26 protein-coding genes are annotated in these 26517 nt (G+C 74.7%); 9 read left to right on the top strand and 17 right to left on the bottom strand.

Annotated elements, in window-relative coordinates; all coding sequences use genetic code 11:
- Positions 1–36: 36 nt before the first annotated feature.
- From rplS to ACI784_RS02635, 7 genes are all read right to left on the bottom strand, one after another.
- Positions 37–393: a 50S ribosomal protein L19 gene (rplS, locus tag ACI784_RS02665; protein WP_012949994.1), complete on the bottom strand. Its 357-nt coding sequence runs from the start codon at positions 391–393 to the stop codon at positions 37–39.
- A gap of 143 nt (positions 394–536) precedes the next feature.
- On the bottom strand, positions 537–1037 hold the full coding sequence (locus ACI784_RS02660) for an NUDIX hydrolase (RefSeq protein WP_457012444.1): 501 nt from the start codon (positions 1035–1037) through the stop codon (positions 537–539).
- A complete protein-coding gene (trmD, locus tag ACI784_RS02655; protein ID WP_456922120.1) occupies positions 1034–1774 on the bottom strand; it encodes a tRNA (guanosine(37)-N1)-methyltransferase TrmD in 741 nt (246 codons plus the stop codon). Before trmD ends, ACI784_RS02660 begins: the two co-directional genes overlap by 4 nt.
- On the bottom strand, positions 1771–2316 hold the full coding sequence (gene rimM, locus ACI784_RS02650; protein WP_457012443.1) for a ribosome maturation factor RimM: 546 nt from the start codon (positions 2314–2316) through the stop codon (positions 1771–1773). The genes trmD and rimM overlap by 4 nt, the downstream gene beginning before the upstream one ends.
- 13 nt (positions 2317–2329) lie before the next feature.
- Entirely contained in the window at positions 2330–2566 is a 237-nt protein-coding gene (locus tag ACI784_RS02645; RefSeq protein WP_012949998.1) for an RNA-binding protein, read from the bottom strand.
- 3 nt (positions 2567–2569) lie between these two features.
- Positions 2570–3004, bottom strand: a complete 435-nt coding sequence (rpsP, locus tag ACI784_RS02640; protein WP_456922122.1) for a 30S ribosomal protein S16 — start codon at positions 3002–3004, stop codon at positions 2570–2572.
- A gap of 174 nt (positions 3005–3178) precedes the next feature.
- On the bottom strand, positions 3179–5311 hold the full coding sequence (locus tag ACI784_RS02635; protein ID WP_457012442.1) for a molybdopterin-containing oxidoreductase family protein: 2133 nt from the start codon (positions 5309–5311) through the stop codon (positions 3179–3181).
- A 224-nt stretch (positions 5312–5535) separates the two neighbouring features.
- Between ACI784_RS02635 and ACI784_RS02630 the strand changes: the two genes are divergently transcribed.
- Complete coding sequence (locus ACI784_RS02630; protein ID WP_457012441.1) at positions 5536–6477, top strand: helix-turn-helix domain-containing protein; 942 nt, start codon at positions 5536–5538, stop codon at positions 6475–6477.
- A gap of 4 nt (positions 6478–6481) precedes the next feature.
- Here the strand turns inward: ACI784_RS02630 and ACI784_RS02625 are convergent, their stop codons facing one another.
- Together ACI784_RS02625 and ACI784_RS02620 are read right to left on the bottom strand one after the other, a co-directional pair.
- The gene (locus ACI784_RS02625) at positions 6482–8230 is read right to left on the bottom strand and encodes a proline--tRNA ligase (RefSeq protein WP_457012440.1); all 1749 of its coding nucleotides are present in this window, start codon (positions 8228–8230) and stop codon (positions 6482–6484) included.
- 233 nt (positions 8231–8463) lie between these two features.
- Positions 8464–9117, bottom strand: a complete 654-nt coding sequence (locus tag ACI784_RS02620; RefSeq protein WP_457012439.1) for a hypothetical protein — start codon at positions 9115–9117, stop codon at positions 8464–8466.
- A gap of 123 nt (positions 9118–9240) precedes the next feature.
- Here ACI784_RS02620 and ACI784_RS02615 point away from each other — a divergent pair, with 123 nt between their 5' ends.
- Both ACI784_RS02615 and ACI784_RS02610 read left to right on the top strand, forming a co-directional pair.
- Complete coding sequence (locus ACI784_RS02615; RefSeq protein ID WP_456922127.1) at positions 9241–9927, top strand: response regulator transcription factor; 687 nt, start codon at positions 9241–9243, stop codon at positions 9925–9927.
- On the top strand, positions 9924–11174 hold the full coding sequence (locus ACI784_RS02610) for a HAMP domain-containing sensor histidine kinase (RefSeq protein ID WP_457012438.1): 1251 nt from the start codon (positions 9924–9926) through the stop codon (positions 11172–11174). Before ACI784_RS02615 ends, ACI784_RS02610 begins: the two co-directional genes overlap by 4 nt.
- Before the next feature lie 107 nt (positions 11175–11281).
- On the opposite strand, the gene ACI784_RS02605 is transcribed toward ACI784_RS02610, so the two are convergent.
- The 6 genes from ACI784_RS02605 to ACI784_RS02580 form a co-directional block, all read right to left on the bottom strand.
- Positions 11282–12367 (bottom strand): amidohydrolase family protein, encoded by a 1086-nt coding sequence (locus tag ACI784_RS02605; RefSeq protein ID WP_457012437.1) that lies wholly within the window; start codon positions 12365–12367, stop codon positions 11282–11284.
- Positions 12368–12452: 85 nt separating this feature from the next.
- Positions 12453–14030 carry a signal recognition particle protein gene (gene ffh / locus ACI784_RS02600; protein WP_457012436.1) on the bottom strand — a complete coding sequence of 526 codons (1578 nt, stop codon included), beginning with the start codon at positions 14028–14030 and terminating at the stop codon, positions 12453–12455.
- A 158-nt stretch (positions 14031–14188) separates the two neighbouring features.
- Complete coding sequence (locus ACI784_RS02595; RefSeq protein ID WP_456922131.1) at positions 14189–14407, bottom strand: hypothetical protein; 219 nt, start codon at positions 14405–14407, stop codon at positions 14189–14191.
- Between the two features lie 85 nt (positions 14408–14492).
- Positions 14493–16865, bottom strand: a complete 2373-nt coding sequence (locus ACI784_RS02590) for a [protein-PII] uridylyltransferase (RefSeq protein WP_457012435.1) — start codon at positions 16863–16865, stop codon at positions 14493–14495.
- Positions 16866–16965: 100 nt separating this feature from the next.
- On the bottom strand, positions 16966–17304 hold the full coding sequence (locus ACI784_RS02585; RefSeq protein ID WP_097208882.1) for a P-II family nitrogen regulator: 339 nt from the start codon (positions 17302–17304) through the stop codon (positions 16966–16968).
- The gene (locus ACI784_RS02580) at positions 17301–18659 is read right to left on the bottom strand and encodes an ammonium transporter (RefSeq protein WP_456922133.1); all 1359 of its coding nucleotides are present in this window, start codon (positions 18657–18659) and stop codon (positions 17301–17303) included. The genes ACI784_RS02585 and ACI784_RS02580 overlap by 4 nt, the downstream gene beginning before the upstream one ends.
- Positions 18660–18994: 335 nt before the next feature.
- On the opposite strand from ACI784_RS02580, the gene ACI784_RS02575 reads away from it, so the two are divergent.
- The 4 genes from ACI784_RS02575 to ACI784_RS02560 are packed head-to-tail and all read left to right on the top strand — an operon-like array spanning position 18995 to position 21576.
- A complete protein-coding gene (locus tag ACI784_RS02575; RefSeq protein WP_457012434.1) occupies positions 18995–19696 on the top strand; it encodes an energy-coupling factor ABC transporter permease in 702 nt (233 codons plus the stop codon).
- On the top strand, positions 19693–20016 hold the full coding sequence (locus ACI784_RS02570) for a PDGLE domain-containing protein (protein ID WP_457012433.1): 324 nt from the start codon (positions 19693–19695) through the stop codon (positions 20014–20016). Before ACI784_RS02575 ends, ACI784_RS02570 begins: the two co-directional genes overlap by 4 nt.
- A 1-nt stretch (position 20017) precedes the next feature.
- On the top strand, positions 20018–20800 hold the full coding sequence (gene cbiQ / locus ACI784_RS02565) for a cobalt ECF transporter T component CbiQ (protein WP_457012432.1): 783 nt from the start codon (positions 20018–20020) through the stop codon (positions 20798–20800).
- Positions 20797–21576: an energy-coupling factor ABC transporter ATP-binding protein gene (locus ACI784_RS02560; RefSeq protein WP_457012431.1), complete on the top strand. Its 780-nt coding sequence runs from the start codon at positions 20797–20799 to the stop codon at positions 21574–21576. The genes cbiQ and ACI784_RS02560 overlap by 4 nt, the downstream gene beginning before the upstream one ends.
- On the opposite strand, the gene ftsY is transcribed toward ACI784_RS02560, so the two are convergent.
- The gene (gene ftsY, locus ACI784_RS02555; RefSeq protein WP_457012430.1) at positions 21573–22775 is read right to left on the bottom strand and encodes a signal recognition particle-docking protein FtsY; all 1203 of its coding nucleotides are present in this window, start codon (positions 22773–22775) and stop codon (positions 21573–21575) included. The two genes, ACI784_RS02560 and ftsY, sit on opposite strands and share 4 nt — an antisense overlap.
- A gap of 71 nt (positions 22776–22846) precedes the next feature.
- On the opposite strand from ftsY, the gene ACI784_RS02550 reads away from it, so the two are divergent.
- Together ACI784_RS02550 and ACI784_RS02545 are read left to right on the top strand one after the other, a co-directional pair.
- Positions 22847–24526, top strand: a complete 1680-nt coding sequence (locus ACI784_RS02550) for an alkaline phosphatase D family protein (protein ID WP_456922139.1) — start codon at positions 22847–22849, stop codon at positions 24524–24526.
- A 4-nt stretch (positions 24527–24530) separates the two neighbouring features.
- A complete protein-coding gene (locus tag ACI784_RS02545) occupies positions 24531–25346 on the top strand; it encodes an endonuclease/exonuclease/phosphatase family protein (protein ID WP_456922140.1) in 816 nt (271 codons plus the stop codon).
- Here ACI784_RS02545 and ACI784_RS02540 read toward each other — a convergent pair.
- A complete protein-coding gene (locus ACI784_RS02540; protein WP_457012429.1) occupies positions 25343–26332 on the bottom strand; it encodes an IS481 family transposase in 990 nt (329 codons plus the stop codon). The two genes, ACI784_RS02545 and ACI784_RS02540, sit on opposite strands and share 4 nt — an antisense overlap.
- Between the last annotated feature and the right edge of the window lie 185 nt (positions 26333–26517).

Raw genomic sequence — 26517 nt, 5'->3', positions numbered from 1 at the left:
CGCCGCGGTCAGGCCGGGACCCGGCCGGAGAGCGTGTCAGCGCGAGACGGTCTCGCGCTTCTCCTTGATCTTGGCGGCCTTGCCGCGCAGCTCGCGGAGGTAGTACAGCTTGGCGCGGCGCACGTCACCGCGGGTCAGCACCTCGATCTTCTCGACGACGGGGGTGTGCACCGGGAAGGTGCGCTCCACGCCGACACCGAAGCTGACCTTGCGGACGGTGAAGGTCTCCCGGATGCCACCGCCCTGACGGCGGATGACCACACCCTGGAAGACCTGGATGCGCGAGCGGTTGCCCTCGATGACGCGCACGTGCACCTTGACGGTGTCGCCCGGGCGGAACTCGGGGATGTCGTCGCGCAGCGAATCGGCGTCGAGTACGTCCAGGGTGTTCATCTCGGCAGTCCTGTCCTAGCGGTTACGTCTTCACGGTGCGGACAGCGAGCGGCCCCGGCTGTCCGATCCGGGGAGCTGCGCTCCGGGAGGAGCTCCCGTCGAGGGGCCGACGGTCCGCAGCAGCTCTCTACTGTGCCACATCTTCAGGCGACGAAGCGCGGCGGCCCCGTCCACGGGCCCGCGAGGAGCTCCGGGAGCAGCGCGGCGAGCTCCCGCGGCGCGAAGTCCACGGCCGCCTCCGCGACCTCCGCGGCGCTCCACCAGCGGTGCGGTTCCTCCCCCAGCAGCTCCAGCTCCGTGCGGCCGCTCGGGTCGATCTCGTGGACGACGTCCCGCAGGACGAAGAAGGTCTCCCGCGAGTCGATCTGCACCCCGGCGAAGGGGCCGACGTGTCGCCGGAACCACACCGGGCCCTCGAGCGCGGCGGGGGCCACGACCAGCCCGATCTCCTCGGCCAGCTCCCGGACGGCGGCGTCGCGCACGCTCTCGCCGTCCTCCACGCCGCCGCCGGGCGTGTACCAGAACAGCACGTCACCCGGCGGGACGGCGGGGTCGGTCAGCCGGGCGCCGAGCAGGAGCACCCGGCCGGCGGGGTCCAGGACGACGACCCGCGCGGTCGGGCGCACCCACGGGCGGTCGGTCACAGCTCGTCCAGCACCGCGCGGTCGGCGGGCGCAAGCGCGTCGTCGGGGAGGGCGGCCAGGAGGTCGGGACGGCGGGCCGCGGTCCGGCGCAGCGACTCCGCGCGCCGCCACCTCGCGATCGCGGCGTGGTCGCCGGAGAGCAGGACCGGGGGGACGTCGTGTCCCCGCCACGAGGCCGGACGGGTGTAGGACGGCCCCTCCAGGAGGCCGTCGGCGTGCGAGTCGTACTCGACGGACTCCCGGTTGCCCACCACGCCCGGCAGCAGGCGGGTGACCGCCTCCACCATGACCAGGACGGCGGACTCGCCGCCGGCGAGCACGTAGTCGCCGATCGAGACCTCGGACACGGGGCCGGCGTCGGCCGCCCAGTCGGCGACCCGCTGGTCGATGCCCTCGTAGCGGCCGCAGGCGAAGACGAGACCCGGCTCACGAGCCCACTCCGCCGCCGTGGCCTGCGTGAAGGGACGCCCGGCGGGGGTGGGCACGACCAGCCGGGTACCGGGCGGGCGGACCGCCTCCAGCGCCCGGCCCCACGGCTCGGGGCGCATGACCATGCCGGGACCGCCGCCGTACGGGGAGTCGTCGACCGTGCGGTGGAGGTCGTCGGTCCACTGCCGCAGGTCGTGCACGCCGATGCTGACCAGTCCGCGCTCGGCGGCCTTGCCCAGCAGGGACTGGCGCAGCGGGGACAGGTACTCGGGGAAGATCGTGACGACGTCGACGCGGAAGGCACTCACAGGTCCAGCAGACCCTCCGGCGGGTCGACGACGGCGACGCCACCGGCCAGGTCGACGGTGGGCACGATCGCGGTCACGAACGGGATGAGCAGCTGGCCGCCCTCGACCCGGCGGACGACGAGCAGGTCGGCGCCCTCGTGCCGCACGGCGACGACCTCGCCGAGGACGGTGCCGTCGGGCAGGCGCGCGCTGAGGCCGACCAGCTGGTGGTCGTAGAAGGCGTCCGGGTCCTCGAGCTCGGGGAGGTCGGTGACCGGGACGTGCAGTTCGGTGTTGCGGTACTCCTCGGCGGCCTCGCGGCTGTCGACCACGCGGCCGCCGGGGCCCTCGAACTGCAGGAGGAGCACGTCGCGGTGCCACCGCCGTCCGGTGACGGTGAGGGGCCCGCGCTCGGCGGGATCGGTCCGCAGGACCGCCCCGGGGACGAACCGGAGGTCGGGGTCGTCGGTGCGGACCTCGACGGTCACCTCACCACGGACACCGTGGGGCCGGCCGATGCGGCCGACCACCACGGTGTCGGTGGGATCGTTCTCAGTGCTCAACGAGGGCAGGCGCTCAGCGCCCGTCGGTGTCGACGACGTCGACCCGCAGGCCTCGCCCCCCGACGCCGGTCATCACGGTGCGCAGCGCCTTGGCGGTGCGGCCGCCACGGCCGATGACCTTGCCGAGGTCGTCGGGGTGCACCCGGACCTCGAGGGTCTTGCCGCGGCGGTTGCTGAGCAGGTCGACCGTGACGTCCTCGGGGTGGTCGACGATGCCCTTGACCAGGTGCTCGAGCGCCTCTTCGAGCACGTCTTACTCGGCGGGCGTCTCGGCGGCGGCGGCCGCGTCGTCGGCCTTGGGAGCGGCCTTCTTCTTCGGCGTGGTGGCGCCGGTGGCCGGCTCCTCGGCACCGGAGTTGCGGACGGCCTCCTCGTAGAGGGCCTTCTTGTCCGGCTTCGGGGCGGCGACCTTCATGGGCGGCGGGGCCGGCTCGCCCTTGAACTTCTGCCAGTCACCGGTGACCCGGAAGATGGCGGCGACGGCCTCGGTCGGCTGCGCGCCGACACCCAGCCAGTACTGCGCCCGCTCGGAGTCGACCTCGATGTAGGAGGGGTCCTCCTTCGGGTGGTACTTGCCGATCGTCTCGATCGAGCGGCCGTCCCGCTTGGTGCGGGCGTCGGCGACGACGATGCGGTAGTACGGCGCGCGCATCTTGCCCAGGCGCATGAGCTTGATCTTGGTGGCCACGGTGTGTGGTGTTCTCCTCGAACGCAGGTCGTGTGCCCGCCCGTGCGGCGCGTGGGGGTACGCCGGGGGCGGTGCGGCTGGACACGGCCGGCAACGGTGAGAGGGCCGCCCACCGCCGTGTTCGACCCACCATCATGCCAGATCCCGCCGAGCCGGCTCTCCGGCCGGTCGTGCTCAGGCCGGCCGCACGTCGACGAGGTTGTCGGAGAACGTCGGCGCCCGGCCCAGGTCGGCGAAGACCGAGGGGCTCAGCGCGTTCACCGTGGCGCCGCCGGCGTGCTTGCGCCAGCCGCCCATCGGCGAGACCACCACGCCCGGAGCGACGTCGTCGGTGACGTGCAGCCGGGCGGCGAACCGGCCGCGGTCGTTGACCACGCAGACCGGCGCGCCGTCGGCCAGCCCCCGGGCCGCGGCGTCGGCCGGGTGCACGTGGACGACGGTGTCCCCGCCCTGCACCCGCTGCTGCCCCGGCCGGTCGGCGAAGCTCGAGTTGAGGTAGGCGTGCGACTTCGGTGACAGCAGCGTGAGCGGGTAGGGCCCGGAGCCGGGCGCCTCGCGGGGCGGCACGTAGTGCGGCAACGGGTCGACCGGCTCGCCGGACTGGTGGTCGGTGCAGCCCTGACGGAACAGCGGCAACACGAAGTTCCCGCCGGCGGCGGCCGAGGACAGGAACTCGACCTTCCCCGACGGCGTCGGGAAGCCACCCTCGGCGTGCGGCGCGTACTCGTCGGGGCCGGGCAGCCGCAGCCGGGCCCACCCGTCGCGCTCGAGCGTCTCCGGCGTGATGCCCTCCAGCACCGGGGACGACCAGTCGAACGCCGCCGCCACCATCTCCTCATCGGTGCGCGTGAAGACCGGCTCGGTGAAGCCCATGCGCGCGGCCAGGCGGCGGAACAGCTCGGTGTTGGGCACCGCCTCCCCCAGCGGGGCGATCGCCGGGAGGTTCATTGTCACGTAGAGGTGGCCCCACGAGAACATCAGGTCGCGCTGCTCCAGCTGGGTGGTGGCCGGCAGCACGATGTCGGCGAAGTCGGCGGTGTCGGTCATGAAGTGCTCGCTGACGACGGTGAACAGGTCCTCCCGTGCCAGCCCCGCCAGCAACTCGTCCTGCTCCGGACAGACCACCAGCGGGTTGCTGTTGTAGACCATCAGCGCCCGGATCGGCGGGTCCAGCTCGAGCTTCCCGGTCAGCGCGCGGCCGAGCAGCCACTGGTTGACCACGCGGGTGCCGGGACGGATGAACTCGGCGCCGAGGAACGCCGGCCAGTTCACCGGGAAGGCCCACAGCGGCAGCTGCAGCAGCCCGCCGCCGGGCTTCCGCCACGCCCCGGTGAGGGCCGGCAGGCAGGAGATCGCCCGCACGGTCTGCCCGCCGCCGGCGTGCCGCTCGATCGCCACGCCGATGCGGATGACCGACGGGCTGGCCGCCGCGTACTCGCGGGCGAGGGTGCGGATGTCCTCGGCCGGGATGCCGGTCTCGCCGCTGGCCCACTCCGGGGTGTACTGCCGGACCCGCTCGGCGAGCTCCTCGAAGCCCACGGTGTACCGGGCCACGTAGTCCTCGTCGGTCAGTCCCTCGCCGATGATCACGTGCATCATCGCCAGCGCCAGCGCGCCGTCGGTGCCCGGGCGGATGGGGATGTACCAGTCCGCGTGCGCCGCCGTCCGGTGCCGGACCGGGTCGATGACGACGACCTTGGCGCCCCGGCGCTGCGCCTCGGCGACGAACGGCCACAGGTGCAGGTTGGTGCTGAGCATGTTGTTGGCCCAGATGACGATGTAGCGCGCGTGCACGAACGACTCGGGATCCACGCCGGCGGTCGCGCCCACCGTCATCGCGTACGCGGTGCACGAGCCCGAGTCGCAGTAGGTGCGCTCGCTGATGGTGGCACCCAGCCGGTTGAAGAACGGGTCGCCGACGTTGAGGCCGTTGAGGATGCCCTGGGTGCCCAGGTAGCTCACCGGCATGATCGCCTCCGGGCCGGAGGTCTGCGCGATCTCGGTGAAGCGGGCGGCGATCTCGTCCAGCGCGGCGTCCCAGGTGATCCGCTCGAACCGGCCACTGCCCTTGGGGCCGGTCCGCCGCATCGGGTGCAGCACGCGGTCGGGGCTGTAGACGGTGCGCTCGTAGTCGTTCAGCTTCACGCAGAGCCCGCCGCGGGTGAACGGGTGCGACCGGGCGCCCCGCACGCGGGTGGCGACGCCGTCCACGACCGTCACGTCGAACGCGCAGGTGTCCGGGCAGTCGCACGGGCAGGCCCCGTGCACGGTCTTCGTCCCGGGCATCGGCAGGTCGGTCAGGGTCATGGTGGCCTCCTCGCTCGGGGGCGGACCCCGAAGGCGTCCGGTGCCGCCGATCGTGGCGCGCCGGCGGGCCACGGCCTCGACGTCGCGTGCCAGGTCCTCGACGTCCAGCGCCGGAACGCCCGTGCCTTCCGCCTGGCTGCGCGGCGTGGCAGCCTCCCCTCGGATCCGCCTGGTCCGGACCGGTGCCGCGCAGCCCCGCGCGGCCGACCGTCAGCGAGGCCGCCATGCCGACATCGACGACCGCCCGCTCCGCCGGGGTCCGGTCCTGGCGGGACCTGCTCGGCGAGCACTTCGTGGACCTCGACGTCTCCCCCGCCACCGACGACCTCCTGGACGGCGAGGTGCACAGCCGGACCGTGGGGTCGCTGCAGTTGTCGCGGGTGCGGTCGGTCGACCAGCTGGCCCGGCGGACCGCCGGCCTGGCGCGGACGGATCCGCGGCACTTCGTGCAGGTCGGGCTGCTCGAGCGGGGCGCGGCCCGGTTGCAGCAGGACGGGCGCGACTGCCGGCTGCACCCCGGTGACTACGCCTTCTACGTGACCGACCGCCCGTTCACCTGGGAGCTGCGGGCCGCGCCGGGGTCGCCGTCCTGGTCGCTGCTGGTGCTCACCTGGTGCCGGCCGGACCCGGCGGTGCCCGCGCACGCCCTCACCGCCCGGCGGATGGACGGCCGGCGCGGGCTCACGGGGGTGCTCGGCCGCATGCTGACCGACCTGGTGCACAGCGACGACGCCGGCGACGCCGACCCCGGGGACCGTCTCGCCGGGGAGCTGCTCGAGCTGGTCACCACCGCGGCCGGCGCGGGGGTACCGCAGCCGGGGACGGCGCGGTCGGCCCGCGACCTGATGGCGGCCGTGCGGGCGCACGTGGAAGAGCACCTGGCCGACGCCGCCCTCGACCCACGCTCGATCGCGGCCGCCCACTTCGTCTCGGTGCGGCAGCTGCACCGGCTGTTCGCCGGCGAGGAGGACACCGTGGCCCGCTACGTCCAGCGGCGGCGCCTGGAGCGGGCCCGCGAGGAGCTGGCCCGCAGCGGCGCGCGGGAGCTACCGCTCACCGCCGTCGCGCACCGCTGCGGGTTCGCCGACCCATCGGTCTTCGGTCGCGCCTTCCGGGCGGCCTACGGCGTGACGCCTTCCCGGTACCGGGCGCTGGTGCGGGGCTGACCGCTCAGCCGCGGACGGCGGCCAGCACGCGGGTCGCGGCGTCGGCGACCGGCACCTCCTCGCGCTCCCCGGTCGCCCGGTCGCGCAGCTCGACCACGCCCTCGGCCAGGCCGCGGCCGACCGTGACGATCGTCGGCATCCCGAGCAGCTCGGCGTCCTTGAACTTCACGCCGGGCGACACCTTGGGACGGTCGTCGAGGAGCACGGTCAGCCCCGCACCCACCAGCTGGCCGGCCAGGGCCTCGGCCGCCTCGAACACCGCGGCGTCCTTGCCGGTGGCGACCACGTGCACGTCGGCCGGCGCGATCTCGCGCGGCCACACGAGGCCGAGCTCGTCGTGGGTGGACTCCGCGATCGCGGCCACGGCCCGGGAGACGCCGATGCCGTAGGAGCCCATCGTCACCGTGACCAGCTTGCCGTTCTCGTCGAGCACCTCCAGGTCCAGTGCCTCGGCGTACTTGCGGCCGAGCTGGAAGATGTGACCGATCTCCACCCCGCGGGCCAGCTCGAGGGGGCCGGAACCGTCGGGCGCGGGGTCACCCGGCAGCACCTCGGCGGCCTCGACGACGCCGTCCCAGCTGAAGTCGCGGCCGGCGACGAGGTCGAACACGTGCTTGCCGGCCTCGTTGGCGCCGGTGATCCAGCGCGTGCCCGGGACGACCCGCGGGTCGACGAGGAAGCGGATGCCCGACGCGCTGTCGGTGCCCAGCACCTGCGGACCGATGTAGCCCTTGACCAGCTCCGGGTGCTTCTCGAACTCGGTGAACGGCTCCACCTCGGCCGGGGCGACCTGCGCCTCCAGGCGCTTGGCGTCGACCTCCCGGTCGCCGGGGATGCCGATGACCAGCGGCTCGCGGGTGCCGTCGGGGTGCACCAGCGTGACGACGACGTTCTTCAGCGTCGAGGCGGCCGTGTACCCGGCGTCCGGGAACAGCTGCTGCGCCACCGCCACCAGCGTCTCGATGGTCGGGGTGTCGGGGGTGTCCTCGACGTGGGCCTCGGGCAGGCCGTCCAGCGGGATCGCGTCGGGGACGACGGTGGAGACCGCCTCCACGTTGGCGGCGTAGCCGCCGGCGGAGCGGACGAAGGTGTCCTCGCCGATGTCGGTCGGGTGGAGGAACTCCTCGCTCTTCGACCCGCCCATCGCGCCGGACATCGCGGAGACGATCACGTACTCCAGGCCGAGCCGGTCGAAGATCTTGATGTAGGCGTCGCGGTGGGCGGCGTAGGACTTGTCCAGGCCGGCGTCGTCGACGTCGAAGGAGTAGCTGTCCTTCATCGTGAACTCGCGGCCGCGCAGCAGCCCGGCCCGCGGCCGCGCCTCGTCCCGGTACTTGGTCTGGATCTGGTACAGCGACAGCGGGAGGTCCTTGTACGACGAGTACAGGTCCTTCACCAGGAGCGTGAACATCTCCTCGTGCGTGGGACCGAGCAGGTGGTCGACGCCGCGGCGGTCCTGGAGCCGGAACAGGTTGTCGCCGTACTCGGTCCAGCGGCCGGTCGCCTCGTAGGGCTCCCGCGGCAGCAGCGCCGGGAAGTGCACCTCCTGCGCGCCCATCGCGTCCATCTCCTCGCGGACGACGCGCTCGACGTTGCGGAAGACCCGGTAGCCCAGGGGCAGCCAGGTGAAGCCGCCGGGAGCCGCGCGCCGGATGTAGCCGGCCCGCACGAGCAGGCGGTGGCTCGGCACCTCCGCGTCGGCGGGGTCGTCACGCAGGGTGCGCAGGAACAGGGTCGACATCCGCAACAGCACGACGACATTGTCGGCCTACCGGCCGACACCGCGACCAGGTGCCCTCCCGCAGCGCCGCGGAGCCCTCCCCGTGTCCCCGCCGGGAGGGCCTCCGGCCCCCCGCGACGGGCCCACCCGCGACCAGGTGCCGACCGATCAGCGCGAGTGGGCAGTTGGCGCCGCCGTGACCGGCGTGTCCGCGCGCGTCGGCGACACCGACTGCCCACTCACAACTAGTCGGACGACAGCTCCGTTCAGTCGTCGCTGCCGCGGCCGCGCCCGCGGTCGTCACCGGGGCCGTCGTCGGACCCGTGACCGCCGCCGACCCGGCCCGCGGAGTCGTCACCGGGCGGGTCGTCGGAGCCGTGCCCCCCGCCGACGCGGCCGGCGGAGTCGTCCACGCCCGCCCCCGCAGGCGCGGAGACGCTCGGCGAGGAGGACGCCGACGACGGACTGGAGTCCTCCGGCTCGTTGTCGTCGGACCGCACGCCCTCGTCGAAGAACGACGGCGCGCCGTCGGTGCAGGCGACGTGCACCTCGACCTTCTGGGACGGGCTCTCGAACTCCACCTCCCCGCCGGCGTCCTGGTCGTCGAGCCACCAGCCCACCGCCGGCGCCGCGGCCAGCTGCAGCACGCCGCCGTCGCACGAGGCGTAGATGGTGCCGCCGACGGTGACGTACTCCCCGGACGCCGGCGCCGCGACGGGCGGGTCGGGCTGGGGAGCCGGCGTGGAGTCGGCCTCCGCGCTCGGCACGGAAGGGGTCGAGGCCGCCGACCCGGTGGCGGCGGCCGGCTGGGCGAGCGGGGTCCGGTCGGCGTCCACGAAGGAGACGGCGAGGAACCCGAGCCCGACGGCCGAAGCCGCCGACGCGGTCCAGAGAGCTCCGAAGGCCACGATTCGCTTCATGGCGAGGACTCTGTCGCCGGGTCGGTTAAGGCCACCTCAAGAGCGTGACAAGGGCAGGGACCGATCTCATCCCCCTGGGTGGGGGGCCATCGGAACGGGCCGGATCGGCGCTAGCGTCCCGCCGTGGCCCAGCTCCTGGTCGTGGAGGACGACGAGCGGATCCGTACCGCCCTGATCCGGGCCCTGCGAGAACGCGGGCACGCCGTCAGCTCGGCGGGCACCGCGCTGGCGGGGCTCCAGCTGGCGGTCGAGGAGCGGCCGGACCTCGTCGTCCTCGACCTCGGCCTGCCCGACCTCGACGGCGGCGAGCTGCTGCGCATGCTGCGCGCGGTGTCGGCGGTCCCGGTCATCGTCGCCACCGCCCGGGACGACGACGGCAGCGTGGTGGCCGCCCTGGACGCGGGCGCGGACGACTACGTGGTCAAGCCGTTCTCCGCCGGCCAGCTCGAGGCCCGCATCCGCGCGGTGCTGCGGCGCGCCTCCGGGGTGGAGAGCGGGCCGGAGCCGGTGACGGTCGGCGACCTCACCGTGGACCCCCGCAGCCGCCGGGTCACCCACGCCGGCGCACCGGTCGACCTCTCCCCCAAGGAGTTCGACCTGCTCGCCTACCTGGCCGCCCGCCCCGGCACCGTGGTGTCCAAGCGGGAACTGCTCACCGAGGTGTGGCAGCTGCCCTACGGCGGGTCGGACAAGACCGTCGACGTCCACCTGTCGTGGCTGCGCCGCAAGCTCGGCGAGTCCGCCGCCGAGCCCCGGCTGCTGCAGACCGTCCGCGGGGTGGGCGTCCGCCTGACCGAGCCCGAACGGTGAGGCGCCGGATCACCCTGCTGGTGGCGGCGACGACGTCGGTCGTCCTGCTGGCGTTCCTCCTGCCCGCGGCGGTCCTGGTCGCGCGCGTGGCCGAGGCGCGGGCGGTGGACACCGCCCAGGCGCGGCTGCAGGCGCTCATCCCGAGCGTCGGCCTCGACGAGCGCGAGGAGGTGGCGTCCGCGCTCGCCGTCGACGACGGCCGCGCGGTCACCGTGCGCTGGAGCGACGGGACGTGGCTGGGGCCGGAGGGCGTGCTGGGTGCCGGTCCGGCCCCGGCCGGCGCGGAACAGCGCGAGAGCGACGACGGCGTCCACCTGCTCCAGCCGGTCCGCCGCGAGGGCGGGACGGCGGTGGTCGAGGTGTTCGTGCCGGCGGCCGAGCTGCGCGCCGACGTCCCGCGGACGTGGCTGGTGCTGGGCGGACTGGGCGCCGTCCTGCTGGTGCTCGCCCTGCTGGTCGCCGACCTGCTGGCCCGCTCGCTCACCCGCCCCGTCACCGACCTGGCGACGACGGCCCACCGGCTCGGCAGCGGCGACCTGTCGGCGCGCGTGACCCCGGCCGGGCCGGACGAGGTGCGCGAGGTCGGCGTCGCGGTGAACCGGCTGGCCGGCCGGATCGGTGAGCTGCTGGCCGCGGAGCGGGAGGCCGCCGCGGACCTGGCGCACCGGCTGCGCACGCCCCTCACCGCGCTGCGGCTGGACGTCGAGGCGCTGCCGCCGGCCGACCGCGATCGGATCGCGGGTGACGTCGACGCGCTCACCCGCGGCATCGACGAGGTGATCTCCGAGGCCCGGCGCCCGGTGCGGGAGGGGCTCGGCGCGGGCTGCGACGCGGTCGCCGTCGTGGGCGAGCGGGTGCGGTTCTGGTCGGTGCTGGCCGAGGAGGAGGACCGCGCGCTCACCGTGGACCTCCCGGAGGAGCCCCTGCCGGTCCGGGTCGCGACCGCGGACCTCGGTGCCGCCGTCGACGCGCTGCTCGGCAACGTCTTCGCGCACACCCCCGACGGCACCGGCCTGCGGGTCGCCGTCCGCCCCCGGGACGGCGGGGGTGCGGAGGTGACGGTGGCCGACGACGGTCCGGGTCTGCCGGCGACCGCGGTCGCTCGGGGGCACAGCGGCGCGGGCTCCACCGGGCTCGGGCTGGACATCGCCCGCCGGACCGCCGAGGGCTCCGGCGGCACGATGCGGGTGGGCGCCTCCCCCGCCGGCACGACCGTCACCCTCGACCTGGGCCCGCCTGCGGCGTGATCCGTCGGCCCACCGGCCGACACCGCGGCCTCGTGCCGTCCCCGGCGCCGCGGAGCTCGCCCCGTGTCCCCGCCGGGGACCCTCCGGGCCCCGCGCCGGGTCCACCGCTACGCGACCCGCGTCCCGCGCAGGATGACCAGCTGCGGGCGGGCCAGGGTGTCCAGGTCGGCCCGCGGGTCGGTCTCGTACACCACGAGGTCGGCCGGGACGCCCTCCTCGATGCACGGCAGCCCGAGCCAGTCGCGTGCCGCCCACGACGCGGCGGCCAGCGCCGCCTCGGCCGGGAGCCCCGCGCCGGCGAGGGCGCGCACCTCGTCGGCGATCCGGCCGTGCGCGATGCCGCCCCCGGCGTCGGTGCCGGCGAACACCGGCACCCCTGCCTCGTACGCCGCACGGACGACGGCGCCCGAGGACGCGTACAGCCGCCGCATCGTGCTCGCGTAGGACGGGAACCGCGCCTCACCGGCGGAGGCGAACTCGGGGAAGTTCTCGACGTTGACCAGCGTCGGGACGACGGCGGTACCGCGCATGGCCATCTCCCCGATGAGCTCCTCGGTCAGCCCGGTGCCGTGCTCGATGCAGTCGATGCCGGCCCGGATGAGGTCGGGCAGCGCGTCGGTGCCGAACGTGTGGGCGGTGACCCGCGCCCCCTCCTCGTGGGCCGTCGCGATCGCCGCGGCCACGGCGTCGGCCGGCCACTCCGGGGCGAGGTCACCGACCCCCCGGTCGATCCAGTCGCCGACCAGCTTGACCCAGCCGTCGCCGCGGCGGGCCTGCACGCGCACCCCGGCGGCGAGGTCGTCGGGGGCCAGTTCGACGGCCAGCCCGGGGATGTACCGGCGGGGTGCGGCCAGGTGCCGGCCGGCGCGGACGATGTGCGGCAGGTCGCGCTCGCCGTCGAGGACCCGGGTGTCGACCGGCGAGCCGCAGTCGCGCAGTGCCAGCACGCCCGCGGCCCGCTCGGCCAGCGCCTGCTCCCGCAGACCGGCGAGGTCCTCGACGGCCACCCCTTCGGGGCCGATGCCGACGTGGCAGTGCGCGTCCACCAGCCCCGGCACCAGCCAGCCGCCGCGGCTGACCGTCTCGGCCCCCGGCACCGGTTCGGAGGTGATCCGGCCGTCGCGCACCCACAGATCCCGGTGCTCCCCCTCGGGGAGCACCACACCGGACAGGTGCAGGGCCGGCCCGCTCACCGGGACGCGCGAGTCGACGCCGGCGGGAGCACCGCAGCGAGCGCCGGCGAGCGAGGAGCGGACCGGGGGCGGAGCCGAGCCCGTGTCACCGCCGCTCGTCCCCCGGCTGGTCGAAGTTCAGCTTGGTGAGATCGGGCAGCCCCTGGCCGTTGGCCAGACCGGGCGGCAGCGACGGCATCCCGCCGGGGAAGCCGGCACCGGGGAAGCCGGCACCGGGCGGCAGGGCCGGCGCACCGGTCGGCCGGCGGGCGGGACCGCCCTTCCCCTTGCCCTTGCCCTTCTTGCCCTTGCCGCGGGTCTGGGCCTGCATCTGCCGGCCGCGCGCCTTCTTCGACATGGGGCCCACGCCGGGCAGGCCCATGCTGCCGGCCATCTGGCCCATCATCTTCTGGGCCTGGGCGAAGCGCTCCAGCAGCTGGTTGACCTGGGTGACGGTCACGCCCGAGCCGTTGGCGATGCGCACCCGCCGCGACGCGTTGATGATCTTGGAGTTGACCCGCTCTTCCGGCGTCATGGAGCGGATGATCGCCGCGGTGCGGTCCAGGTCGCGGTCGTCGACCTGCTTGAGCTGCTCCTTCATCGCCCCCGCGCCGGGCAGCATGCCGAGCAGGTTGGCGATCGGGCCCATCTTGCGGATCGCCATCATCTGCTCGAGGAAGTCCTCGAGGGTGAAGCCCTCCCGCGAGGCGAGCTTGCCGGCCATCCGCTCGGCCTGCTCGGCGTCGAACGCCTGCTCGGCCTGCTCGATGAGGGTCAGCACGTCGCCCATGCCGAGGATGCGCGAGGCCATCCGCTCGGGGTGGAAGACGTCGAAGTCGGTCAGCTTCTCGCCGGTGGAGGCGAACATGATCGGCTGGCCGGTGACGTAGCGGACCGACAGGGCGGCACCACCGCGGGCGTCACCGTCGAGCTTGGTCAGGACCACGCCGCTGAACCCGACGCCGTCGCGGAAGGCCTCGGCCGTGGTGACGGCGTCCTGACCGATCATCGCGTCGACGACGAACAGCGTCTCGTCCGGCTGCACGGCGTCACGGATGCCGGCGGCCTGCGCCATGAGCTCCGCGTCGATGCCGAGCCGGCCGGCGGTGTCGACGACGACGACGTCGTGCATGGTGCGGCGGGCGTGCTCGACGGAGTCCGCGGCAACCCGGATCGGGTCGCCGATGCCGTTGCCCGGCTCGGGCGCGAAGACGTCGACCCCGGCCTGGCCGGCGACGATCGACAGCTGGTTGACCGCGTTGGGCCGCTGGAGGTCGGCGGCGACCAGCAGTGGGGTGTGGCCCTGGGACTTCAGCCAGCGGCCGAGCTTGCCGGCCAGCGTCGTCTTACCGGAGCCCTGCAGACCGGCGAGCATGATGACCGTGGGCGACTGTTTGGCGTGGCGCAGCCGCCGGGTCTCCCCGCCGAGGATCTCGATGAGCTCCTCGTTGACGATCTTGATGACCTGCTGCGCCGGGTTGAGTGCCTGGGAGACGTCGGCGCCGCGGGCCCGCTCCTTGACGGCGGTGATGAACGCCCGCACGACCGGCAGGGCGACGTCGGCCTCCAGCAGCGCGATGCGGATCTCGCGCGCGGTCGCGTCGATGTCGGCATCGGTGAGCCGACCCTTGCCGCGCAGGCCGCTGAAGACCTTGTCCAGGCGGTCGGAGAGGGTCTCGAACACAGCACGTCCTCGGGTACGTCGCGGGCGCGGCCCGCCGGTCGGACCGACCGGCTGCTCGGCTCCGGCACCCGGGGGACCCCGGCACCGTCGCGCCACCTCCCGACCAGCCTAACGAGCGCCGGCCGGATGCCGGTCTCCTGCGGGCCGGGCAGGCCGGTTCAGGCCGCCCGGGCGACGGACGCGGCCACGACGGCGGCACCGGAGCCGGCGACCACCGCGGCACCGCAGTCGGCGCAGGCCCACTCCGGGCACTCCCCGCCGTCCTCGGCGTGCCCGTCGACGCACGGCGGCTGCACGAACTCCCGGTCGTCCCCGCAGGCCGCGCAGCGCCACACGCGCCCCTCGGCCGTCGCGATCTCGAAGGACCGGTGGCCCATCAGCGAAACCCCCTCCGCGTCGGTGGGACCGTTCCGTCCCACTCGCCCGCGACGGTGACACGGGGTACCGACAGAACCGCGCAACTCAGTGCGGCGTGTCCGCCACCGGCTCGGCCGCCCCGCCGCGGACGGCGACGGCCAGGGCGGCCTCCACGCGGGTCCGCTGCGCGTCGTCGATCGGCACCCCGGAGGGGTTGCTGACGTAGAAGTGGTCGGCCGCGTCGGCGCCCAGGGTCTCGATCCGGGCCGACGTCACGTCCAGCCCCTCCCCGGCGAGGGCCGCGGTGAGCCGGTACAGCAGCCCGGCCCGGTCGCTCGCCCGCACCTCGACGATTCCGGTGGCGTCCCCGGTCACCTCGCCGTTGTGCCAGGAGATCCGCGGCGGGGCAGACCGTCCGGCGTCCTGCCGGTAGTCGGCCTCGCGCTGCCGCAGCCGGTCGGCCAGCGGCAGCGTCCCCTCCAGGGCCGCGCGGACGGCGTCGGCCAGGATCGAGGGCACCGGCACCCGCCCGAACCGCGGCCGGACGGCGAACACGGCGGTGGCCCGGCCCTCGACGACGTTGACCTTCGCGGCGCGCACGTCGAGCTGGTTGAGCGCGAGCACCCCGGCCAGCGAGCTGAACAGGCCGGGCCGGTCGGGGGCGCCGATGGTGACCTGCTGGCCGTCGGCGACGTCCTCGACCCCCACGGTGACCCCACCCGCGCCCCCGGGCAGGTCCACCGGCGCGGAGCTCACCTGGGGCTCGACCGGGTGCAGCACCGGCTCCTGCTCCCGGGAGGGGACACCGCTGAGCCGCCCCTGCACGCGCGCGACCAGCGCCGCCACGAGGTGGGCCTTCCACGGGCTCCAGGCCGAGGAGCTGGTCGCGGCGCCGTCGGCCTGCGCCAGGGCGTGCAGCAGCTGCAGCAGCGCGGGGTCGTGGCCGATCGTCGCCGCGACCCGGTCGACCGTCGCGGGGTCGTCGATGTCGCGGCGGGTGGCGGTGTCGGGGAGGAGCAGGTGGTGCCGCACCATCGCGGCCAGCGTGGCGACGTCGGCCTCGGAGAAACCCATCCGGGTGGCGACCGCCGCCGCGATCGGCTCCCCGACGACGCTGTGGTCACCGGGCCAGCCCTTGCCGAGGTCGTGCAGCAGCGCGCCGACGAGCAGCAGGTCGGGCCGGTCGACGTCGTGGGTCAGCTCCGCGGCCGCCGCGGCCGCCTCCACCAGGTGCCGGTCGACGGTGAACCGGTGCCAGGGGTGGCGCTGCGGCAGGGAGCGGATCCGGTCCCACTCGGGGAGCAACCGCGACAGCAGTCCCTCCTGGTCCAGCTGCTCGAGCACCGCGACCGCCGGCCGGCCGCTGGCCAGCAGCCGGAGGAACGACCAGCGCACCTCCGCCGGCCACGGCTCGGGCACCGGCGGCGAGTGCACCGCGAGCACCTTGAGGGTGTACGGCGACAGCAGCAGGTCGACCCGGGCGGCCGCGGCCGCACCGCGCAGCACCAGCCCCGGGTCCGCGGCCGGGCGGGCGTCCCGGGCGAGGACGACCTCGTCGCCCTGCCGGACCACGCCCTCGGCCAGCGGCTCCCGCCGCACCCGCCGGTAGCGGCCGCGGGGACGGCGCACGAGGGCCGCCTCCACCCGCCGCCACGTCTCGTCGGCGACGAACGCCAGCCGCCGGCCGGCCAGGCTCACCTCGCGCAGCAGCGCGTCCTCGTCGGGCAGCCCGAGCGCCACGGCCACCGGCCGCTGCTCCTGGCGGACCAGCACGTCGGTCGCCCGGCCCGAGCGCCGGCGCAGCTCGTCGCGGACGTCGAGCAGGAAGGCGTAGGCCGTCTCCGCCTCGGCGGTGGGCTCGTCGGCCAGCTGGGCCGCGGCCACCGCACGGAGCACCTGGCCCTCGCGCAGCCCGCCGTAGGCCTCCTTGAGGTCCGGCTCGAGCAGGAAGGCCAGCTCGCCGACCTGCCGGGCGCGGCCGCGGCGCAGGTCGCGCAGCTGCGGCAGCAACCGGGACGCCGACTGGCGCCAGCTGGCCAGGGTGGCGGTGCGCAGGGCCGCGGCGAGGTCGGCGTCACCGGCCACCAGCCGGGCGTCGAGCAGCCCGAGCCCGGCCTTGACGTCGGTGGAGGCCACCCCGACCGCCTCGGCCACGGTGCGCACCGAGTGGTCCAGCCGCAGCCCGGCGTCCCAGATCGGGTACCAGACCGCGTCGGCGAGGGCGGCGATCTCCGGTCGGCCGTCGTGCACGAGCACGAGGTCGAGGTCCCCGTGGGGCGGGAGCTCGCGACGGCCCAGGCTGCCGACCGCGACCAGCGCGAGCCCCTCGGTGCCCGTCCGTGGCGGCGGCGCCCCCCGCTTCCCGCGCGGCGCCGGCGTGCCCGCGACGGCCTCGTCCAGCAGTCCGGCCAGCCAGGCGTCCAGCTCCTCGCCCCGCCGCGCCCGCGGCAGTGCGGGCAGCGACCCGGTGTCCAGCACGTCTCCCCCTCCGGTTTGCTCCTGACCGAGAAACGACGGCGGCCGGGGTGGCGGGTCCTCCCACCACCCCGGCCGGCTCGTCGTGCTGTCCTGCCGGGCGCTACAGGGCGTCGGCGCCGCGCTCACCGGTGCGGACCCGGACGATCTCGTCGATCGTCGTCACCCACACCTTCCCGTCGCCGATCTGGCCGGTGGACGCCGCCTCCACGATGGCGTCGACCACCCGGGCGGCGTCGATCTCGCCGACGACGACCTCGATGCGGACCTTCGGCACGAAGTCCACCTGGTACTCCGCGCCCCGGTAGACCTCGGTGTGGCCCCGCTGGCGGCCGAAGCCCTGGACCTCGCTGACGGTCAGCCCCGCGATCCCGATCAGCTCGAGGGCGTTCTTGACGTCGTCCAGCTTGAACGGCTTGACGATGGCGGTGACGAGCTTCATGCCCGGATCCCTTCCGTGTTGCGCGCCTCGGCGTGCGCCTGCGCGGTGAGTGTCGCAGCGCCGCCGCCACCGCCCCCGAGCGAGGCGAGGTCGTAGCCGGTCTCAGCGTGCACGGCGCCGTCGATGCCGCTGACCTCCTCTTCCTCGGTGATCCGGAAGCGCATCGTCTTGGCGATGACGAACCCGATGACCAGGGTGAGGACGAACGAGTAGACGAGGACCGCGAACGCGCCGATGGCCTGCCGCCACAGCTGGTCCAGGCCACCGCCGTAGAAGAGCCCGTCGACACCGGCCGTGGTGGCCGCGGAGGCGAAGAGGCCGACCGCGAGGGTGCCCCACAGGCCGCCGACGAGGTGGACGCCGACGACGTCGAGGGAGTCGTCGTAGCCCAGCCGGTACTTCAGGCCCACCGCGAGGGCGCAGAGCACGCCGGCGATCAGGCCGACGAGGATCGCGCCGAGCGGGGTCACCGAGGAGCAGGCCGGGGTGATGGCGACCAGGCCCGCGACGACGCCGGAGGCGGCGCCCAGCGAGGTGGCGTGGCCGTCGCGCAGCTTCTCGGTGAGCAGCCAGCCGAGGGTGGCCGCACCGGTGGCGGCGAGGGTGGTCACGAAGACCTCGGCGGCCTGGCCGTTGGCCGACAGCGCGGAGCCGGCGTTGAAGCCGAACCAGCCGAACCAGAGGATGCCGGCGCCGATCATGACCAGCGGCAGGTTGTGCGGGCGCATCGGGTCGCGGCCGAAGCCCCGCCGCTTGCCGAGCACCAGGGCCAGCGCCAGGCCGGCGGCACCGGCGTTGATGTGCACCGCCGTGCCACCCGCGAAGTCGATGGCCAGCAGGTCGTTGGCGATCCAGCCGCCGGTCTCCGACTCCGCCCCGTTGAAGGCGAACACCCAGTGGGCGACCGGGAAGTAGACGATCGTGGCCCAGATGCCGGCGAAGACCATCCACGGGCCGAAGCGGGCGCGGTCGGCGATGGCACCGGAGATCAGCGCGACGGTGAGGATCGCGAACACCGCCTGGAAGGCGACGAAGGCCAGCGACGGGATGGTGAAGACCAGGTTCTCCGGCGCGAAGGCGGCGTCGAGGCCGCCGGTGCCGATCAGCGAGGAGAGCCCGAAGAACTCGAACGGGTCGCCCAGCAGACCGCCGCCGACGTCGTCGCCGAAGGCCATCGAGTAGCCGTAGAGCACCCAGAGCACGCCGATGAGGGCGAGCGCGCCGAAGCTCATCATCATCATGTTGAGCACGCTCTTCGCGCGGACCATGCCGCCGTAGAAGAGCGCCAGACCCGGGGTCATGAACAGCACCAGTGCGGCGCTGATGAGAACCCAGGCGGTGTCGCCGGTGTCCACGGCAACCTCCTGACGGGATCGGTGTGGCGGGGCCACGGGGTGGCGTCGGCGTGGGGTCACGCCGGGGCCGGGGGCTCGGACGGTCACCCCTCCAGCGAGGGGCGACGTGGCGTTCACCGTGCCGCGCGCCTGTTTCCGGGGACGACGTGTCGCTGTTTCCGGACGGTGAACTCCGGCCCGCGTGTCCGGCCCTCGTGTTCCAGCCGTGTTGCGGAGCCCCCCCGGCGCGGCCGTACCGCGCTTGTTGCGACCCGTGTGCAATTGCGAAGGGGGTGCAATAAGGTCGCGGCGGCGCAGGTCGCGTCCCCACCGACGACTGATCCCCAGGAGGCAGCGTGCACGTCCCGGACGGGTTCCTGGACGCCCCGACGTCCGTGGCCACCGGGGTCGTGGCCGCCGGCACGGTCGCGGTGGCCCTGCGCGGCGCGCGCCGCGAGCTCGACGAGCGCACCGCTCCCCTGGCCGGCCTCACCGCCGCCTTCGTCTTCGCCGTCCAGATGATGAACTTCCCCGTCGGCGCAGGCACCAGCGGTCACCTGATCGGCGGCGCGCTCACCGCCGTCCTGGTCGGGCCGTGGACGGCGGTGCTGTGCATGACCGTCGTCCTCCTGGTGCAGGCCGTGCTGTTCGCCGACGGCGGGCTCACCGCGCTGGGCACGAACGTCACGCTCATGGGCCTGGTCGCCGTCGGCGTGGGCTACGGCGCCTTCCGGCTGCTGTCGGCCGTGCTGCCGCGCACCCGCACCGGCGTGCTGACGGCGGCCGGCGTGGGCGCCTTCCTGTCGGTGCCCGCGGCCGCGCTGGCCTTCGTCGCCCTGTTCGCCGTGGGCGGCGTCGCCGACGTCCCGATCGGCACCGTGGCCGCCACGATGGGCGGCATCCACCTGCTCATCGGCCTGGGCGAGGCGGCGATCAGCGTCGCCGTCCTCGGTGCGGTCCTCACCGTCCGGCCCGACCTCGTCTGGGGGGCGCGCTGCCTGCGCACGGTCGCGCAGCTGGCCCCGCGTCCGACGACGACCACGGGAGGCCCCCGATGACCGTCTCCCGCCGGACCACCGGCCTCCTCCTCGGGCTGGTGGTGACCCTGCTCATCGCCGGGGTCGGCAGCTACTACGCGAGCTCCCACCCCGACGGGCTGGAGTGGTCGGCCGAGCAGGAGGGCTTCCTCGACACCGCGCGCGACAGCGCCACGGCCGACTCCCCGCTGGCCGACTACGCCGTCGCCGGGGTCGACGACAGCCGGCTCTCCGGTGGTCTCGCGGGCGTCGTCGGGGTCGCGGTCACCCTGGTCCTCGCCGGCGGCGTCACCGTGCTGGTCCGCCGGCGCGGCCGGGAGCCCGCCGGCACCGGCGACTGACGTGGGTGCCGGGCACGGCGGGGCCCTCGGCTCCGCCTACCTCGCCGGCGCGAGCCCGGTGCACCGGCTGGAGCCGCACCTGAAGCTCGTCGCCGTCCTCGGGTTCGCCCTGGTCGTGGTGGCCACCCCGGTGCACGCGCCGTGGGCCTGGGCCGCCTACGCCGGGTACCTCGCCCTCGTGCTCGGCGCCGCCGCGCTCGCCGGCATCGGCCCGCGGCGGCTGGCCCGGGGCCTGGTCGTCGAGGTGCCCTTCGTGCTGTTCGCCCTGCTGCTGCCGCTGGTCGCGCGCGGGCCCCGGGTCGACGTCCTCGGGCTCTCGCTGTCGGAGAGCGGGCTGACCGCCGCGGGCGGGCTGCTGGCCAAGGCGACCCTCTCGGTGCTCGCCGCCACCGTGCTGGCGGCCACCACCGAGCCCCGGGCGCTGGTGCGCGGCCTGGAGCGGCTGCGGCTGCCCTCGGTGCTCGTGCAGATCCTGATGTTCATGTTCCGCTACGCCGACGTCGTCGGCGGCGAGCTGCGCCGCATGCGGGTGGCCCGGGAGTCCCGCGGGTTCCGCGGCCGCCACGTGGGCGCGCTGCGGGTGCTCGGCCCCGCGGCCGGCTCGCTGTTCATCCGCTCCTACGAGCGCGGCGAGCGGGTGCACCTGGCGATGCTGTCGCGCGGCTACACCGGGCGGATGCCCAGCGGCCCGGTCGCCGCGGTGCCCGCGCAGGCGTGGCTGTCCGCCCTCGCCCTGCCGCTGGCCGCGGGGGCCGTCCTCGCATCTGGTCTCCTCCTCGGGTGAACACCGCCGCACCGTCCCCGCTGGGCTCCTCGCCCCCGGAGCCCTCCCTCCGCGTCGAGGACCTCGCCTTCGCCTACCCCGACGGTCACCAGGCCCTGTTCGGCGTCGACCTGCGGATCGAGCCGGGCGAGCGGGTGGCGCTGCTCGGGCCCAACGGCGCGGGCAAGACCACCCTGGTGCTGCACCTCAACGGCATCCTGCGCGGCGGCCGGGGATCGGTCGCCGTGGCCGGGCTGCCGGTCGACCAGCGCCATCTGCAGGAGGTCCGGCGGCGGGTCGGCATCGTCTTCCAGGACCCCGACGACCAGCTGTTCATGCCCACCGTCGGCGAGGACGTCGCCTTCGGCCCGCGCAACCTCGGCCTGCCCGAGACCGAGGTGGCCGCCCGCGTCGCCGCCGCGCTGGACCAGGTGGGCATGGCCGGGTCCGCCGACCGCCCGCCGCACCACCTGTCCTTCGGGCAGCGCCGGCGGGTCGCGGTGGCCACCGTCCTGTCGATGCACCCGGAGATCCTGGTGCTCGACGAACCGTCGTCCAACCTCGACCCGGCCGGACGCCGGGAGCTGGCCGAGGTGCTCACGAGCCTGCCGGTGACCATGCTGATGGTCACCCACGACCTGCCCTACGCCCTGCAGCTGTGTCCCCGGTCGGTGGTCCTGGACGGCGGGGTCGTGGTCGCCGACGGGCCGACCCGCGAGCTGCTGGCCGACACCGGGATGCTGGCCCGGCACCGGCTGGAGCTGCCCTACGGGTTCGACCCGGCCAACGTCCCCTAGTCGGCGCCACCCACGAGCGCCTCGGCGAACGCCTCCGGCTCGAACGGCGCGAGGTCGTCGGCGCCCTCCCCCAGCCCGACCAGCTTCACCGGGATGCCGAGCTCCCGCTGCACCGAGACGACGATCCCGCCCTTGGCGGTGCCGTCGAGCTTGGTCAGGACGACGCCGGTGACGTCGACGGCCTCGGTGAACACCCGCGCCTGGACGACGCCGTTCTGGCCGGTCGTCGCGTCGAGCACCAGCAGCACCTCGGTGACCGGCGAGACCTTCTCCACGACCCGCTTGATCTTGCCGAGCTCGTCCATCAGGCCGCCCTTGGTGTGCAGCCGGCCGGCGGTGTCGACGACGACGGTGTCCACCTCGGCCTCCACACCGGTGCGCACCGCCTCGAAGCCGACCGACGCCGGGTCGGCCCCCTCGCGCCCGCGCACGGTGAGGACGCCGACCCGCTCGCCCCACGTCTCCAGCTGGTCGGCGGCGGCGGCGCGGAACGTGTCGGCGGCGCCCAGCACGACGCTCTTGCCGTCCCCGACGAGCACGCGGGCGATCTTGCCGACCGTCGTCGTCTTGCCGGCGCCGTTGACGCCGACCACCAGCACCACACCCGGCCGGCCGTCGTGGCGGTCGACGGCCAGCGCGCGGTCGAGGTCGGGCCCCAGCACGGCGGTGAGCTCCCGGACCAGCAGCCGGCGCAGCTCCGGGCCCGAGGCGGTGGCCAGCACCAGCGACTGCGTGCGCAGCCGCTCGACGATCTGCGTGGTGGCCGCGATGCCGACGTCGGCAGCCAGGAGGGTCTCCTCGACCTCCTCCCAGTCGTCCTCGGTGAGCCGCTCGCGGGCCAGCACGGTGAGCAGGCCGCGGCCCAGGGAGGACTGCGACCGGGCCAGCCGGGAGCGCAGCCGCACCAGCCGGCCCGCCGAGGGGGGCGGGGTCTCGAAGACCAGGCCCGGCTCGGGCTCGGCCGGGGGCAGCGGCGCCTCTGGGACCGGCGGCGCCTCCGGCTGCACGGTGTCGGGCTGCGCCTGCTCGGTGGGCGGGGCGGCCTCGGCCGGTGCGGGGGGCCGCGGCCTGGTGAGGGTCGTGCCGAGGGCGGCGTCCTCGTCCAGGCGGGTGGTGCGGCGGCCGCGGCCGACGAGCAGGCTGACCCCGAGGACCAGCGCGACGACGAGGATCGCGACCGCGATCAGCACGAACTCCATGGGGTCAGTCTCCCAGCCCACGTACGGCCAGGTCTGGGCGGAATCCAGGTCCGTGGGCCAGGCTGGTCGGCATGCCGCTGCCCGGCCGGGAGTCCCCGGTCATCCTGCTCGGACCGCTGCTGCGGCACGTCGACCCCGTCTCGGCCACCGTGTGGGTCGAGACCGACCGGCCGTGCCAGGTGACGGTGCTCGGTCGCAGCGCCGACACCTTCACCGTCGGGGGGCACCACTTCGCGCTCGTCCTCGTCGAGGGCCTGGAACCGGGCAGCACCACGCCCTACGACGTCCGCCTCGACGGCGACCGGGTGTGGCCGGAGGCCGCCTCGACCTTCCCGCCGAGCCGCATCCGGACGCCGGGCCGACCGGGGCCCTTCCGCATCGCCTTCGGGTCCTGCCGCTACGCCACGCACAGCACGGTCGACGTCGACGAGGGCATCCCGCCGGACGCGTTGGACACCTACGCCGCCCGCCTCGCCCAGCTCCCGGAGGGCGAATGGCCCGACGCGCTGGTCCTGCTCGGTGACCAGGTGTACGCCGACGAGCTGACGGGAGCGACCCGCCGGTGGCTGTCGCTGCGCCGGGGCGAGCACGCGCCGGCCGGCAGCCAGGTCGCGGACTTCGAGGAGTACACCCGCCTCTACGCGGAGTCCTGGAGCGACCCGCAGGTGCGCTGGCTGCTGTCGACGATCCCGTCCTCGATGATCTTCGACGACCACGAGATGATCGACGACTGGAACAGCTCGGCCGCCTGGCGGCGCAGGGTGACCGGCAAGGAGTGGTGGGAGCACCGGATCAGCGGCGGGCTGGTCAGCTACTGGGTGTACCAGCACCTGGGCAACCTCAGCCCGCAGGAGCTGGCGGAGAACGCGACGTGGCAGGCGGTGAACGAGTACCCGGGCGACGCCGAGCCGGTCCTGCGGGCCATGGCCGACGCCGCCGACACCGAGCCCCGGTCGGTCCGCTGGAGCTTCGTGCGGCACTGGGGCGAGGCCCGCATGGTCATGGTCGACAGCCGGGCCGGGCGGGTGCTCGACGAGCACCAGCGGCGGATGGTCGACGACGAGGAGTTCGCCTGGGTGGAGGCGGCGCTGCGCCGCGCGGTCGACGAGGGGGTCGAGCACCTGGTCCTCGGGACGTCGCTGCCGTGGCTGCTGCCGCACGCCATCCACGAGCTCGAGCGGTGGAACGAGACGCTCAACGGCCGGCACCTCGGCGGGCCCGTCGGATGGCTGTCGGAGCAGCTGCGGCAGGCTGCCGACCTGGAGCACTGGGCAGCGTTCGGGGACTCCTTCGAGCGGCTGGGCCGGGCGCTGGTCGCGGTGGCCCGCGGGGAGCACGGCCGGGCGCCGGTGACCGCGCTGGTGCTCTCCGGCGACGTCCACCACGCCTACGCCGCGGAGCTCGTCTCCCCCGGCGGGCTGACCACCCGGGTGCACCAGCTGACCGTCTCCCCGCTGCACAACCAGGCGCCGCACCCGATCAAGGTCGGCTTCCGCATCGGCTGGAGCCGCTGGGCACGGCGGCTGACCACCGGCATGGCGCGGCTGGCCCGCGTGCGGCCCTCGGAGCTGCGCTGGGCGAAGATCGCCGGACCCTTCTTCGGCAACCAGCTCGGTGAGCTGGTGCTCGACGGCCGCGAGGCGCGCTTCCGGCTGTTCGTCTGCGAGCGCCGGCCGGACGGCGGGGACTCCCTGCGCCAGGTCGCCGACCTGCCGCTGTCCGACCCCGTGGCCGCGGAGGTGACAGGCTGAGGCGGTGACCGACGCGACCGGGGCGAAGCCCGCACCGGGCCCCGACCAGCCGCCCATCCCCGTCCGGCTGGTCACCTTCAACACCCACCACGGGGTCGGCGACGACGGCCGCCACGACCTGCCGCGGCTGGCGAAGGTGCTGGCCGCCGCGGACGCCGACGTGATCTGCCTGCAGGAGGTCGACCGGCACTTCGGCGACCGCAGCGAGGACGTCGACCAGGCGCTGCTCCTCTCCCGGGCCCTGGACATGCAGCTGGCCTGGGGTCCGGCGATCGACGAGCCCGGCCGCCACGGGCGCGAGCGCCGCCAGTACGGCAACGCCCTGCTGTCGCGGCTGCCGATCCTGGTCAGCGACGTCCACCCGCTGCCGGCGACCGGGGAGCCGCGCAGTGCGCTGCGGACCATGGTGGAGCTGGACGGCGGCACCCTCTGGGTGACCACGACGCACCTCTCCACGCGCTCGGCCGGCGAGCGGGCCGCGCAGGCCGCCCGGCTGGCCTCCCTGCACACCGAGCCGATGGCGGCCGGCGTCCTCGCCGGCGACTTCAACGCCACACCGGACGAGCCGGAGCTGGCCGCGCTGCGCGAGCGGTTCACCGACGCCTGGGAGCTGGCCCGCGACCGCGACGACCAGGCCGGGTGGCGGTTCTGGCAGCACGACGAGGGCCTGACCCACCCCGCGCGGCACCCGCACCGCCGGATCGACCACGTGTGGGTGACGCCGGGGACCGCCGTCGCCGGGGCCCGCGTGCTCGTCGGGGACGGCGCCTCGGACCACCTGCCGGTCGTCGTCGACCTCGAGGTCCCCTCCGGCGTCTAGATGTACTGACCGGGGAGGTTGGTCAGGCGGCTGATGGGCGGGTGACCGCCGATGCCGGTGTGGGGCCGAGGGTGGTTGTAGGCGTGTAGCCAACCAGGAAAGGCCGCACGGCGATCGGCTTCGCTGGTGAAGAACTGCGCGAAGGCCCATTCGCTGGTCATGGTGCGGTTGAAGCGTTCGACCTTGCCGTTGGTCTGCGGGCGGTAAGGCCGGGTCCGCTTGGCCGTGATGCCCAGTTGTTGGCAGGCGGTGGCCCAGTCCCGGCTGCGGTAGCAGCCGCCGTTGTCAGTTAGCACCCGGCGCGCGGTGACGCCGCGGTCGGCGAACCAGGCCACCGCTCGCCGCAGCACGGCGGTCGCGGTGACGCCAAGTTCGTCGTTGTGGATCTCGGCGTAGGCCAGCCGGCTGTGATCGTCGAGCACGACGTGGATGAAGCCATGGCGCATCAACGGGTTGTGGTACTGACTCCGGGCTCGGCCGCCGTCGGCGGTGCGGTTGAGGCCGCCCTGCTCTCGGCCCAGGAACCGCCACCCACCGCCGGCGGGGATGTTGCCCAGCTTCTTGACGTCGGCGTGCAGCAGCTCGCCGGGGGCGGGGTGCTCATAGCGGGTCACCACCCGCTCCCGGCGGTCCAGCACGGACAGCCTGCTGACCCCGCAGCGGCGCAGCACCGTGCCGGCGGTGGAGGGCGCCACCCCGGTCTCGGCGGCCAGCCGGACCGGCCCCCAGCGCTTGCGCAGCCGCAGCGAGATGATCCGCTTCGTCCTCGCCGGATCGGTCTTACCCGGGCTGGTGTGCGGTCGGCTGGAGCGATCGACCATGCCCGCCGTGCCCAGGGTCCGATACCGCTCGGCCCAGCGGTCGGCGGTCTTCCAGGCCACTCCGAAGAACTCCGCGGCCCGGCTCTTGGGCCAGTTCTCCTCGACCACCAAGCGGGCCAGGCGCAGACGCTGGCGTGGGGTCAGAACGGCGTTAGCGTGGAGCACGAGGACCTCCGGGTTCGTGTCGTGGTCGCCTTCAGCAGCTCCACTCCACGTCCGGAGGTCCTCCCTCCACAAGATCCCTCAGTCAGATCCTGTGGTCACACGCCCTCGACCAACGTCTCCGGTCAGTACAGCTAGGAGGACCCCCTGCCCCCCACCACTCGCGAGCTCGCGGTGGGCCCCTGCAG

It is taken from the genome of Geodermatophilus sp. SYSU D01186, from assembly GCF_054050215.1.
This window is presented reverse-complemented; position numbering and strand designations above follow the sequence as displayed.